Source organism: Asanoa sp. WMMD1127, from assembly GCF_029626225.1.
GTDB lineage: Bacteria > Actinomycetota > Actinomycetes > Mycobacteriales > Micromonosporaceae > Asanoa.
Map to the genome: position 1 here is coordinate 6,456,418 of NZ_JARUBP010000001.1, position 12,922 is coordinate 6,469,339.

Annotated in this window: 12 protein-coding genes; 6 read left to right on the forward strand and 6 right to left on the reverse strand. The window is 72.9% G+C overall.

The genetic code is table 11. The annotated features are described in order from the left end of the window. Nucleotides 1-738: a ZIP family metal transporter gene (locus O7635_RS30865; protein ID WP_278084012.1), complete on the forward strand. Its 738-nt coding sequence runs from the start codon at nt 1-3 to the stop codon at nt 736-738. A 44-nt stretch (nt 739-782) separates the two neighbouring features. Here the strand turns inward: O7635_RS30865 and O7635_RS30870 are convergent, their stop codons facing one another. Then, the gene (locus O7635_RS30870; protein ID WP_278084013.1) at nt 783-2,312 is read right to left on the reverse strand and encodes a M1 family metallopeptidase; all 1,530 of its coding nucleotides are present in this window, start codon (nt 2,310-2,312) and stop codon (nt 783-785) included. A 170-nt stretch (nt 2,313-2,482) separates the two neighbouring features. Between O7635_RS30870 and O7635_RS30875 the strand changes: the two genes are divergently transcribed. Next, a complete protein-coding gene (locus O7635_RS30875) occupies nt 2,483-3,022 on the forward strand; it encodes a hypothetical protein (RefSeq protein WP_278084014.1) in 540 nt (179 codons plus the stop codon). Nucleotides 3,023-3,197: 175 nt separating this feature from the next. Here O7635_RS30875 and O7635_RS30880 read toward each other — a convergent pair whose 3' ends face one another. Continuing rightward, nucleotides 3,198-4,658, reverse strand: coding sequence for an aspartate aminotransferase family protein (locus O7635_RS30880; RefSeq protein ID WP_278084015.1), 1,461 nt, complete (start codon nt 4,656-4,658; stop codon nt 3,198-3,200). An 80-nt stretch (nt 4,659-4,738) separates the two neighbouring features. Here O7635_RS30880 and O7635_RS30885 point away from each other — a divergent pair, with 80 nt between their 5' ends. Further along, on the forward strand, nt 4,739-5,206 hold the full coding sequence (locus O7635_RS30885; RefSeq protein ID WP_278084016.1) for an Lrp/AsnC family transcriptional regulator: 468 nt from the start codon (nt 4,739-4,741) through the stop codon (nt 5,204-5,206). Here the strand turns inward: O7635_RS30885 and O7635_RS30890 are convergent. After that, nucleotides 5,184-6,134 (reverse strand): AsnC family transcriptional regulator, encoded by a 951-nt coding sequence (locus tag O7635_RS30890; protein ID WP_278084017.1) that lies wholly within the window; start codon nt 6,132-6,134, stop codon nt 5,184-5,186. The genes O7635_RS30885 and O7635_RS30890 overlap by 23 nt on opposite strands. Before the next feature lie 86 nt (nt 6,135-6,220). On the opposite strand from O7635_RS30890, the gene O7635_RS30895 reads away from it, so the two are divergent. Further along, nucleotides 6,221-7,609, forward strand: a complete 1,389-nt coding sequence (locus tag O7635_RS30895) for an MFS transporter (RefSeq protein WP_278084018.1) — start codon at nt 6,221-6,223, stop codon at nt 7,607-7,609. A 64-nt stretch (nt 7,610-7,673) separates the two neighbouring features. After that, nucleotides 7,674-8,588 (forward strand): zinc-binding dehydrogenase, encoded by a 915-nt coding sequence (locus O7635_RS30900; RefSeq protein ID WP_278084019.1) that lies wholly within the window; start codon nt 7,674-7,676, stop codon nt 8,586-8,588. On the opposite strand, the gene O7635_RS30905 is transcribed toward O7635_RS30900, so the two are convergent. Continuing rightward, entirely contained in the window at nt 8,585-8,968 is a 384-nt protein-coding gene (locus O7635_RS30905; RefSeq protein ID WP_278084020.1) for a hypothetical protein, read from the reverse strand. The genes O7635_RS30900 and O7635_RS30905 overlap by 4 nt on opposite strands. Before the next feature lie 47 nt (nt 8,969-9,015). Here O7635_RS30905 and O7635_RS30910 point away from each other — a divergent pair, with 47 nt between their 5' ends. Then, nucleotides 9,016-10,089: a DUF3592 domain-containing protein gene (locus O7635_RS30910; RefSeq protein WP_278085611.1), complete on the forward strand. Its 1,074-nt coding sequence runs from the start codon at nt 9,016-9,018 to the stop codon at nt 10,087-10,089. Between the two features lie 59 nt (nt 10,090-10,148). On the opposite strand, the gene O7635_RS30915 is transcribed toward O7635_RS30910, so the two are convergent. Both O7635_RS30915 and O7635_RS30920 read right to left on the reverse strand, forming a co-directional pair. Next, nucleotides 10,149-11,111: an acetylxylan esterase gene (locus O7635_RS30915; protein WP_278084021.1), complete on the reverse strand. Its 963-nt coding sequence runs from the start codon at nt 11,109-11,111 to the stop codon at nt 10,149-10,151. Between the two features lie 80 nt (nt 11,112-11,191). Further along, on the reverse strand, nt 11,192-12,829 hold the full coding sequence (locus O7635_RS30920) for a lectin (protein ID WP_278084022.1): 1,638 nt from the start codon (nt 12,827-12,829) through the stop codon (nt 11,192-11,194). Between the last annotated feature and the right edge of the window lie 93 nt (nt 12,830-12,922).

A 12,922-nucleotide genomic window follows, 5' to 3' on the forward strand; every position in this document is an offset into this window, starting at 1 on the left:
ATGATCGGGCCCATCCTCCTCGCGCTGGCCTCGGCCGCGACGACCGCCATCGGCGGGCTGGTCGCCATGCGCGTCACGGACCGCCGCCACCTGGTGCTCGGTGCGGTCGGCGGGGTGGTGCTCGGCGTGGTCGCCTTCGACCTGCTCCCGGAGGCGTTCGCCGGCTCGTCGGCCACGGTCGTCGGCATACCCACCGTGATGGTGCTGTTCGTCGCCGGCTTCCTGACGATCCACGTCATCGAGAAGGCGCTGGAGTCCTACCGGACGAGCGGCGCCCACTACACCGCGCACCGCCACGACCTGCGCCCGCTGGGCCTGCTGGCCGGCGGCGCCCTGGTCGTGCACAGCTTCCTGGACGGCCTCGGCATCGGCGTCAGCTTCGCCGCCGGCGCGGCCACCGCGACCACGGTCGCGATCGCGGTGCTCGCCCACGACTTCGCGGACGGCTTCAACACCTTCACCCTGACCGCGATGTACGGCAACGCCCGCCGCCGTGCCGTCCTGCTGCTGACCGCCGACGCCCTGGCCCCGGTGGCCGGCGCGATCGTCGGCTCGGCCATCCACCTGTCGGAGTCCGCGATCGCGCTCTACCTGGCCTATTTCGCGGGCTTCCTGCTGCACATCGCGACGGCGAAGATCATCCCGGAGGCCCACGCGGACCACCCGGCCTGGGGCACGCTGGCCGCCACCATCCTCGGCGTCCTCTTCATCGCGGTCGTCGTCGCCGCCGTCGGCTGAACCGGGCGTCCCTTGTCGGGACGCCCGGCCCATCTCCCTCGAAATCAGCCGCCGTGTTCGAACGGGTGGCCGTGGTGCGGTGTCTCGCCGGAGAGGACGCGGTCGACGTACTCCTTCGCCGCGCCTTCCGTCCTGGTGGTGGCCGTGCCGCCCGGGTGCGGGGGCTTGCCCGGCTGGTTCAGCCACGCGTCGAAGAGCGCGTCGAGCTGCTTGCCGGAGATGCGTTCCGCCAGGGCGATGAACTCCGGTGTGCTGCCCGTGGCGAAGCGGTTCTGCGCCAGCCACGCCCGGACGATGCGCCAGAAGGCGGCGTCGCCGACCGTGACCCGCAGGGCGTGGACGGTCATGCCGCCGCGGGTGTAGACCGACAGGTCGAAGAGCTCGTCGGTGCCCGGGTCGCCGGGCGGCGGGTCCCAGTACGGCGCCGACAGCGGGGCCGCGTAGAAGTCGTCGAAGATGCTCTGCGGCGTGCCCTCGCCGATCTGGTCCAGCCAGAGCCACTCGGCGTACGTCGCGAAGCCCTCGTTGAGCCAGATGTCCCGCCAGCGGTCGACCGCCACGAGGTCGCCGAACCACTGGTGGGCCACCTCGTGGGCGACGACCTGGGTCTCCAGCGGGTTGACGCCCGGCGCGAACCAGCTCGCCGCGTAGATCGAGCGGGTCTGGTTCTCCAGCGCGAAGGCCAGCGGCGGGTGGTCGTCGACGATGGCCCCGTTGGACTCGAACGGGTACGGCCCGAACCTGGTCTCCAGGAAATCGGTGATCTCGTCGGTACGGCCGACCGCGTCGTCGGCGAAGCCCGGCGGCAGGTCCGGGTCGATCGCGATGATCGTCGGCCGGCCGTCGTGCCAGGTGGTGTCGACGTCGAACTCGCCGATCGTCGCCGTCGCCAGATAGCTGATCATCGGGGTGAGCTGCACCCACCGTGACGTGGTCCAGCCGCCACGGGTGGTGTTGCCCAGCGGGAGCCCGTTGCAGATGACCTCGAGCCCCGCCGGCACGGTGACCGCGAACGAGTAGCTGGCCCGGTCGCGCGGATGGTCGTTGACCGGGAACCAGGTCGCGGCCACCTCGGGCTGGCCGGCGACGACCGCGCCGTCGTCGGTGTGCATGAACCCGGCCTCGTAGGGGAGTCCGGGCAACGTGAGGGTCTGCGGCACGCCGTGGTAGCGGACCTCGACGGCGAAGAACCGCCCGTCGCGGAGTCCGCTGCGCGGCCGGATCGTGAGCTCCTGGCCGGCCCGCGACCAGGTCGCCGCGCGACCGTCCACCGTGACCGCGTCGACGGTCAGGCCCACGAGGTCGAGGTTGAACGCGGACAGGCTCTGCGTGGCGCGGGCCCGGATCGTCGCCTTGCCGGTGAGCTGGTCGCTCGCCGGGTCGTAGCGGACGTCGAGGCCGTAGTGCGCGACGTCGTAACCCCCGTTGCCGTACGTCGGGTAGTAGTCGTCGCCGACGCCGGGCGCGCCGGGGGTGAAGCGGGGGCCCGCCACCGCGGGCGAAGGCGCGGCCAACGCCGCGATCAGCAGGCCGGCCGCGACAGCCGCGCCGGCCCTGGTGTGCTTCCTGTGCATAGACGTTCCTCCCACCGAACGGGTGTTGGGCCTGTGCACCCCGGCAGACCTCCTGGCCGGGCCTACGGGTTGTCGGCCCCGCGCCGGTCGAGGGGCAGGTCGAGGGACAACCCTCACCGGCGACCTTCACGGCGACCGGATCGGTCACGACCGGCACGTACGGCGCCCGGTTGAGCGCGTCGCTCTTCTCCGACCCGGCCATCACCTCGGCGCCCGTCGACCTCGGCGAGGCGTTCACCGTCTCCTACTCCGTCGACGGCGGCGCGTTCACCACCCTCGAGTCGGCGCGCACCGCGACCGGCGCCGCCTCGTTCGACCTGCCCGCCTCGGTCGAGGGGCGGGACCTGCGGCTGCGGTTCGCGCTCGACGCGAGCAGCCCGCTGGAGACGCTGACCGTCGACAACGTGCTGATCGCGGCCGGCGACGGGGAGGAGCCACCGGGTGGGTCACTGCCGCCGGTGGCCGACGTGACCCGGGCCGGGCCGTACGCCGTGACGGTCGACCGGACCGCCGGCCCGGGCAACGACGGGTGGCTCGTGCACCCGACGAACCTCGGCCAGAACGGCGTGGACCACCCGATCTTCGTCTGGACGAGAACGCCCGCTCGGGCAGCCCGCTCGCCGCGCGCCTCGACACGTCGGCGGTGGCGTTCGGCGGGCACTCGCGCGGGTCGATCGGAACGTTCGACGTCGCCGACGAGGCGCGGCTGACCACCACGATCCACGTGGCCGGCGGCTCGTTCGACGGCAACGGCCCCGACAGCCTGCGGCGGCCCACCCTCTACATCGGCGGTGACGAGGATTTCGCCACCGCCAACATGGAGCGCGACTACACCGACACCGACGTGCCGGTCTGGTTCTCCATCCTCGACGACACCGACCACATCTACGCGACCCGCAACGGCCAGCACATCATCACGGCGTGGCTGCGCTGGCAGCTGGCGGGCGAGACGTTCCGCCGCACGACCGACTTCCTGAGCGGCGCCTGCACGTTCTGCGGCATCGGCGAGGAGCGGTTCAAGAAACTGGTAGCGGTCAACGCGTCGTCGAAGATGGCCAGGGCGTCGTCGATCTCGGCGTCGGTCACGGTCAGCGGGGGCGCGATGCGCAGGATGCTGCTGCTGCCGGGGAACTGCACGATGTTGAGGTGCAGGCCGCGCGCGAAGCAGGCGGCGGTGACGGCCTGACCGAACTCGTTGGCCGGCGCCTTCGTGGCGCGGTCGGTGACCAGTTCGACGCCCTGGAGCAGACCACGACCGCGTACGTCGCCGACGGCTTCGTGCCGGGACTGCACCTCCAGCAGCCCGGCGCGAAGCCGTTCGCCCTGCCGGCGGGCCACCCCTTCCATGCCGTTCGCGGCCAGGAAGCGCACCACGCTCAGGCCGACCGCCGCGGCCAGCGGGTCCGACACGTGGGTCGTCCCGAAGTAGAAGCCGCGCTCGTGGCACCGCTGTTCGATCTCCGGGCTGGTGACCACCGCCGACACGGGCAGCCCGGCGCCGAGGGTCTTCGAGAGCGTGAGGATGTCCGGGGTGACGCCGTCACGCTGGAACGCGTACCAGTCGCCGGTGCGGCACAGGCCGGTCTGCGCCTCGTCGAGGATCAGCAGCATCCCCCGCTCCGCGCACTTGCGCTTGAGGGCGGCCAGGTAGCCCGGTGGCGGCTCGATGACGCCGCCGGTGCTCAGGATCGGCTCGGCGATGAACGCGGCCAGGCTGCCGACCGACTGCCGGTCGACGATGTCGAACGCGAAGTCGAGCTCGGCCTGCCAGTCGTGCCGGCCGTCGCGTTCCAGCATCGGCCGGTACGGGTTGGGCGTCGGCACGACGATGTTGCCCGGCGCCACCGGACCGTAGCCGGCGCGCGGGATGCTGTAGGTGGCGGCCAGCGAGGCGTGCGTGACGCCGTGGTAGGACCGGTCGAACGCGACGACCTCGTAGCGTCCTGTGTAGAGCTTCGCCATCCGGATCGCGGCCTCGTTGGACTCGCCGCCGGTGCTCAGCAGCAGCACCTTGGACAGCTCGGCCGGCAGGGTCCCCGCCAGCGTGGCGGCGAACTCGACCAGCGGCCGGCTCAGCATCCAGCTGAACAGGTGGTCGAGCTCGCCGATGCCGTGCCGGACCGTGTCGACGATCGCGGGATGCGAGTGGCCGAGCAGGGCGCTCATCTGCCCCGAGGTGAAGTCCAGGATGGCCCGGCCGGTGCTGTCGTACACATAGGACCCGGCCGCGCGCTCGATGATCGCCGGGGTGAACTCGTTGGTGGCGTAGCGGGTGAGGTGCCGCCGGGCCAGCGTCCAGAACTCGTCGGTGTCGGTGGTTCCTGGGTTCGCCGCGAGCGTCGTCATGCCATCGAGGTTAGGCAATCCGAGCCGGTGCGCGATTGCGAGTGCTGCGCGTGCGGGGCGGTTGCGCGCACAATCCTGCTGTGGACCGCATCGATCGAGCAATAATCGACCAACTGCGCCGGGACTGCCGGATGACCAACACCGAGCTGGCCGACCGGGTGGGGTTGACGCCGTCGCCGTGCCTGCGCCGGGTGAAGCAGCTCGAGGACAGCGGGGTGATCGTGGGCTACCACGCCCGCGTCGACCCGCGCGCCATCGGCCGCGCGTTCGAGGTCAACGTCCAGCTCGGGCTGGCCGCCATGGATCGCGGCACCGTCGAACGGTTCGAGGCCCGGCTGACGTCGTACGACGAGGTGGTCGAGATCCGCCGGCTCTTCGGCTCGCCCGACTACCTGATCCTGGTGGCGGTCGAGGACCAGACGGCGTACGAGCGGTTCCTGACCCAGGAGCTGATGGCGGTCCCGGGCCTGGCCACCCTGACCTCCCACTTCACCATGAAGGTCATCAAGTCCGAGGCCCCGCCGATCAGACCGCGCCGACCTGCTTGACGTGGCGGACCATCGGCGCGGTCTCGACCCGCTCGACCCCGTCGAGGGGGCCGATCCGCTCGGTGAGATAGCGATAGAGGTCGGGCATGTCGTGGCAGACGACCGTGGCCAGCACGTTGGTCGGGCCGGTGGTCGCGGCCGCGAACACGACCTCCTCGTGAGCCGCCAGCGCGGCGCCGACCGCGGCCAGGCGGGCCGGGGCGACCGAGAGCCAGAGCAGCGCGCGGGCACGGTAACCCAGCACGTCGGCGTCGACCTCGACGTCGAAGAAGAGGGCCCCGGTGGCGACCAGTTCGGCCAGCCGCCGGCGGACGGTCGACTCGGGCCAGCCGGTGACCGCGGACAGGTCGGCGTAGCCGCGGCGGCCGTCCCGCGCGAGGGCGTCGACCAGCGGCTGGTCGGCGTCGACGAGGACGGCCGGGCGGTCGCCGGCCGGCGGCAGGGTCAGCGCGGCCACCTGCTCGGGCCTGAGCACCGGGTCGCGGGCGTCGGGACCGACGGCACCGCCGGCGAAATGGTGGATCATGCAGTGGGCGCTGACGGACACGAGGCGGGGCGTACGCGGCAGCTTGCCGAGCAGCAGCGCGTCGCGGTCGGCGGTCGCGGGCAGCCGGACGTTGCAGGCGATCTCGGTGCCGCCGGAGGTGAGGCTGACCCAGCCGGTGTCGGACCGGCGGGCCAGCGCGGCGGCGATCGTGGCGGCCGCGTCCGGGGCCGTGCGCAGGCGGATCATCCACATCTCGTAGCCGAGGGCGATGGCGTTGGGCGAGGCGACGACCCGCACGCCGGCGTGCTCGCGCAGGCGGCGGTAGCGCCGGGCCACGGTCTGGTCGGACACGCCGAGGACGCCGCCGATCTCGCGGAACCCGGCCCGGCCGTTGATCCGCAGCGCCTGGATCACTTGGCGGTCGAGCATGTCGACTTCCATGGCTGAAGGGTAGCGTCGTGTCGAAATCCGCCATCATCCACCGCCTACGTGGTGCCGGGCTCGGGGCGCGACGCATGGTCCGAGGCATGCGCACATGGTCACCGCTGATCGCGGTCTGTCTCGGAACCTTCCTGCTGCTCGTCGACGTCACGGTCGTGGTCGTCGCGCTGCCCGCCATCGACGCCGACCTCGGCGCCGGCTTCGCGGGCCTCCAATGGGTGCTCGACGGGTACGCGCTCGCGCTCGCCACCCTGCTGCTCGGCGCCGGATCACTGGCCGACCGGTACGGGCGCCGCCGCGCGTACCTCGTGGGGCTCGGGTTGTTCGCGGCGTCGTCGTTGCTGTGCGCGCTGGCGCCCGACGAGCGGGTCCTCGTCGCCGCCCGGGTGCTGCAGGGCGTCGGGGGCGCGGCGATGTTCGCCACCACGGTGGCGCTGTTGCACGTCAGCTACCACGGTCGGGACCGCGGGGTGGCCTTCGGCGTGTGGGGGGCCGTGAACGGCGCCGCGGCGGCGGCCGGGCCGGTGGTCGGCGGGCTGCTCACCGAACACGCCGGATGGCGGTGGATCTTCCTGGTCAACCTGCCGATCTGCCTCCTGGCCGCGTGGCTGACCGTGCGGACGGTGGCCGAGTCGCGGGCCGGGGCCGGCCGGTTCGACGTGCCGGGCACGGCGGCGTTCACGGTCGCGGCCGGCGCGACGACCTACGGGCTGGTGCGGGCCGGTGACGCGGGCTGGACCGACGGGGTGACGCTGGGGGCGTTCGCGCTGGGGCTCCTGGCGGTCGTGGTGTTCGTGGTCGTCGAGCGCCGCCGCGCGTACCCGATGCTCGATCTCGCCCTGTTCCGTCGCCCTTCCTTCACCGCCCTCGTGGTGGCCGCGCTGCTGGCGCAGGCGGCGGCGTTCGCCTATCTGCCCTTTACGACCGTGTGGCTGCAGCAGGTGCTCGGGCACGGTCCCGTCGACGCCGGGCTGCTCGGCGCGCTCCCGATGAGCGCGGCCGCGTTGGTGGTCGGCGCCGTCGCGGGCGAGCGGCTGCAACGGTGGAGCCCGCGGTGGACGGTGGGGATCGGGTTGGTGCTCGTCGCGGTCGGCGACCTGCTGCAGTCGACGGTCGGCGCCGACAGCGGTGGTGCGGTGCTGGTGCCAGGTCTGGTCGTCGCGGGGCTGGGCGTCGGCGCCGTCCTGCCGACGCTGTCGTCGGCGGTGCTGGCGTCGGTGCCGCCGGAGCGCAGCGGGATGGCCGGTGGAGCGTTGAACACCGCGCGACAGCTCGGGTTCGCCCTCGGGGTCGCGGTGTTCGGCGGGGTCTTCCGGTCCACTGTGGATCAGGGCTTCGCGGACGGGCTCGGCACGACGCTCACGGTGGCGGCCGGCGTCGCCGCGTTCGGTGCGGTGCTGGCGCTGGTGTTCGTCCGCCGTCCGGCGCCGGCCTCGTCCCCTCGCGCGTCGAGGGTTCCGAGCGGCGTTTCCTAGCCGCTTCGTCCGGATATGGGTCGGCGGGGTCGTGCGGTGGCGCGAGTCGATCCATACTGGACGGATGTATGGCGTGATCGTCGCGGCGCACGGTGGGCCCGAGGGACTGCAGGTCGCCGAGCTGCCGGATCCGGTGGCCGGCGCCGGGCAGGTCGTGGTGCGGGTGCGGGCGGTGTGCGTCCAGCCGGCCGACATCGCGGCCCGGGTCGGGATGATCCCGGGTGGCCCGGTGCCGCCGCCGTTCCTGCCCGGCTGGGACGTGGCGGGCGAGGTTGCCACGGTCGGCCCGGACGTGACCGACCTGGCGGTGGGCGACCCCGTGGTGGGCATGATCCCGTGGTACCTGACCCGTGGCACGCCCGGCGGCTACGCCGAGCTGGTCGCGATGGACGCGCAGTGGCTGGTCCCACTACCCGCCGGCCTCGACGCCGCGGCGGCGGCGACCGCGCCGCTCAACGCGCTCACCGCCCACCAGGCCCTCTCGCTGCTTTCCCTGGCGGAGCCGACCACGTTGCTCGTCACCGGGGCGAGCGGCGGCGTCGGTGGCTTCGCGGCCCAGCTCGCCGCCCAGCGTGGCCACCGGGTGCTCGCCCAGGCCACCCACGACGACGCGGCCTGGGTCGGCGGTCTCGGCGCGGCCGAGGTGATCGCCCGCTCCGCCGACCTGGCCGCGGTCGGGCCGGTGCCGGCGGTGGTCGACGCGATCCCGCTCGGCGACGCCGCGGCCGCCGCGGTCGGGTCGGGCGGGGCCGTGGTCACCACCCGACCGACGCCGCCGCTCGACCCGAGCCGCGGGGTCCGACAGCACCTCCAGCTCATCCACCTCGACCGGGAGCCGCTGGCCGAGCTGATCGGTCAGCTGGCGGCGGGCAAGCTCCGCACGCGGGTGGCCGCCACGATGCCGCTCACCGAGGCGGCCGAGGCACACCGCCTGGTCGAGGCCGGGGGCCTGCGGGGCAAGGTCGTCCTGACGGCTTAGGAACGCTTGTCCTCGACGTGCACGACGGTGAGCTCGTGCCCGTCGCTGTCCCGCTTGCCGCGCCCGTGCAGCCCGATGGCGAGGTCGCCGTCGTCGTCGTCGACCTCGTCGGGGCCGACGTAGGTAAGGACGTCGTTGTGGTGCCCCCAGACGACCCAGCCGGGCCCGTCCTCCAGCTCGATCGTGCCGAAGTCACCGGCCGGCGAGCCGGGGTGGACGGGCCCGTACTCCCGCAGGATGTCGATCGCCCGCTTCGCCAGATCGTCCCTGGGCCGCGGCGCCGGCAGCACCACGCAGGTGCCGTGCGCGAACGCCACCCACGACTTGCCCTCGCCCCGGATGATCCGCCGCCACACCGCCGCCAGCTCATGCTCCGCCATGCCGCAGATCATGGCGCATCACCGCCTACCCTGTCGCCGTGCGACGGATGATCGAGCGGGCGGCCGTGCTGCTGGTGCTGGCGGCCGCGGGCGCCGGCTGGTGGTTCGGTGGCGAGGCGATGTCGGCGATGCTGGAACGGCGTGTGGCGTCCGGCGTGCCGGTCACCGCCGTCGTCACCGACGCCAACTTAGCGGTGCGGCCGGGGATCTACCACAGCGTCGACATCGCGTACGCCTATGCCGGCCGCCACTACACCGGCACGCTCGGCTGGCGCGACCGCGCCGGTGGGCGGCTCCGCACCGGTGAGCCGGTCGAGGTCTTCGTCGACCCGGCCGCGCCCCGGCGGGTGGCCAGCGCCGACGGTGGTGGCAGCGAGGGTCCGCTCCTGGTCCTGCCGGACGTCGGGCTGCTCTTCGCCGTCCTGGCCGTGCTCGCCGCGGCCCAGGTCCGGATGGACGGCCTGGGCCGGGTCAGCCGGCGCGAGCTGGGCCGCTCTCCCACCGGCGGCACAGTCTTCCGGTCGACCCGCTTCCTGACCGCCCTGCCCGGCGCCGTCGTGGTTCTCGCGGTGGCGGTGGCCGCCGCGCTCGCGCCGCATCCGGTCGGCCTGGCGGTCGGCCTGGTCGGCGCCGGAGGCGGTCTGTGGTACCTGCACACCGTCGTCTTCGGCACCAGGGTCGTGATCCGGGACGGCCGGCTGGTGATCCATAACCCGCGCCTGCACGCGGTGATCCCGCTCGCCGAGGTCGCGGCCATCACCCACCGCCCCAGCGGGGGCGTCGCCGCCAACCCGACGGCCGTTCCGGTGGTCGCGGCGGCCAGCGCCGTCACCGCGGGGCCGATCGCCGCCGCAGTCGGTGGCGTTCTGGACGCCGCGGTCGCCGGAACGGTCGTGACCACCAGGGACGGCATCGCGATACCGGTCGCCGCCACGCGGCACCGGGATCATGCCGACGCGGAGCGGCAGGCCCGCCGGATCGTCGCCCTCGCCGACGCGCACACCGAGCGGGCGACCGGCCCGGTCTTCGTCCGACGGAACTGGCGCTACCTCGCCGTCCAGGCCGTCACCCTTACCGCGGTCGCGGCCGGCCTCGCGGTGCTCCTCGCGACAGCCGGATAGCCCTCGCCGCCTTCGCCAGGTCGACCGCTTCGCCGGCCGCCGCCTGCCGCGGCGTGGCGTCAGCCGAACAGCTGCCGCAGCACCTTGATCGTGCGGATCGTGTCCTCGACACCGCCGCCGTCGTGGTCGTTGAAGGGCCACACGGCGATCTCCTTGGGGCCGGCCCAGACGTTGTGCGCGGCGTACACCGTGGACGGTGGGCAGATCGGGTCCATCAGCGCCACCGAGAACGAGCCGAGGCAGGTCGCGCGGCGGGCGAACGACGTGCCGTCGAAGTAGGCCAGCGTCGCGAACGCCTGGTCGGCCAGGTCGCGGTGGGTGGCGCACCAGCGCACGATCTCGGCGTACGGGTTGGCGTCCGTGATGACCGTGGCCCGCCTGAACGCGGACAGGAACGGGACATGCGGCACCGCCGCGGCGATGTCGTGGCGCAGCCCGCCCACCGCCACCGACAGCGCGCCACCCTGGCTGCGTCCGGTCACCGCCACCCGGGTCGGGTCGACGTCGGGATGCGCCCGCACGGCGTCGACGGCCCGGTACGCGTCGACGTAGAGCCGTCGGTAGTAGTAGTCGTGCGGGTCGCGGATCCCCCGGGTCACGTAGCCCGGCACGGCCGGCCCCGAGGCGCCCGGGTCCGGTGTGTCGCCCGTCCGCCAGGTGCTCCCCTGCCCCCGCGTGTCCATCACGAAGTGCGCGTATCCGGCGCTCGCGTAGGCCAGCCACTCGATCGGCCGCCCGCGGCCCCCGCCGTACCCGATGTACTCGACGATCGCCGGAAGCGGCCCCGACCGGTCCGCCGGCAGGATGAGCCAGCCCTTGATCGGGTCGCCGCCGTAGCCGGCGTAGGTCACGTCGAACGCCTCGACCGTGCGCAGCAGCCCGTCGTGTGGCGCGAACTCGGCCGCCACCGGGATCCGGCCGGCCTCGTCCAGCGTCCGCCGCCAGAACTCGTCGAAGTCGGCCGGCTCGGGCTCCTCGTAGCGGTAGGCGGCGAGCTCGGCGACGGACAGGTCGAACTGCATGCGCACTCCTAGCGGCGGCCGGGCTGGTACGACGTGGTTCTACCAGCCTGCCCCCGCCGCCGCCAGGACCTGCGCCACGCTCAGGAGGTGGCCAGGTCGAACTGCTCCCAGGGCCCGATCGCGGTGCGGTTGGCGATCAGCGGGTTGGCGCCGGCGTTGTCGGCGCAGACGTAACGGCCGTTGATCGTCGCCTGCAGGCTGACCGTGCCGTTGGCGTTGCGCACCAGCCGGAACGTCTCCCAACCCCCCACCGCCGTGCGGTTGGCGACCAGCGGGTTCGCGCCGGCGTTCTCGGCGCAGACGTAGCGGCCGTTGACCCGCGCCCGCAGCGCCACGTTGCCGCCGCTGAGCTGCACCAGGTCGAACTGCTCCCACGCGCCCAGCGCGGTGCCCCGCGCGGCCAGCGGTCCGTTGCCCGCGTCCCCGGCCTGCACCCAGAGGTTGTTGGCGCGCGACCGTAGCCCCACGAAGGCCGGCGGCGGCGTGGTCCCCACCACCGGCTGGGTCGGCCGGGTCGCGGTCAGGGCGAGCTGGCCCTTGAGCATCCGGCCGCCGTCGGCGGTGATCCGCAGGTAGTAGTCCGAGGAGCAGAACGTGCCGTCCTCGTCGAGAGCGCGGATGTTGGCGCCGGCCGGCGTGGTCGCCTGCGTCTCCGAGGTCTTCGCGATCTGGTTGCCCTCGTTGTACTCGTCGAACATCGACACATAGAGCCCGGCCGCCCCGAGCCGCACCATGTTGTAGATGTGCCGCCAGTAGAAGTCGCCGTGCCGCCGGTGGCCCGACGACAGGTCGCCCGGCATGACGCACGGCTGGTAGTCGATGCCGCTGGCCAGGCAGTCGGCCTGGTCGGGCACGTTGACGTTGGCGTAGAAGGAGTCCAGCCCGGCCAGGTCGCCCGTGCGGCCGACCATCCACGGCGAGATCATGTTGAAAGCGTGGTAGACCGCCGAGAACCCGGCGCGGGAGTCGTTGATGCCCTGCCGCCAGTAGGTCGGCACGCCGCCGATGACGTAACAGCCCTGCGCCTTGAACCAGTTGACGACGTCGAGACAGGGCGCGGGCGCGAACGGGCGGCCAGGGTCGTTGAACCCGAACCCCCAGATGCACACGACCGGCTTACCGTTCTGCCGGGCGTACGCCGGCGAGGCCACGTGCGCCGACATCTTCGTCGTCCAGTCGGTCTTGATCTCCGACTGCATGTTCGTCCAGCTGGTGACGTCGTACATGATGTAGAACTTGCGGCCGTACTTCTCGGCCGCCGCCCGCACCTTCTGCGTCATCGCGTCGCGGGTCGGGCCCTCACCCGAGACCGGGTTGAACCGCTGCAGCGCCGCGGTGTCGCAGTTGTACTGCTGCATCCACTTGAAGTGCGTGTCGACAGTCTGGTCGTCATAGGAGGAAAACAGTTGGGCGGGCTGCCCGTTGCCGAGATTCGGGTACGCGGTCGTGTAGCCGCGGGTGTATTCGCGCATGTCGGGCCAGGACACGATGGTCGTGTTGGCCGGCGACGGCGGCTGGAACCGGTCCCTCGACCAGTGCCACCAACCACCGATCGGCGCGCCGTCACCGGGGCAGGCGAACCAACCCTGGTAACCGACGGAGACCTTGCCGACGACGTCACCCGGCGGGCTGGGCGCGGCGGCGGCCGGCTGACTCACGGCGAGGGCGGCGGCGCTGGCGCCGGCGCCCGCGAGCACGGTTCGGCGGGTGATACCCATCGGGTCTTTCTCCCTTCGGGCCACCGCCGAATGGCCGCATTGTGTCGTTTGTTGGCTGAGCGGACCCCACGGTAGACCCGAGAGGTCCGATCA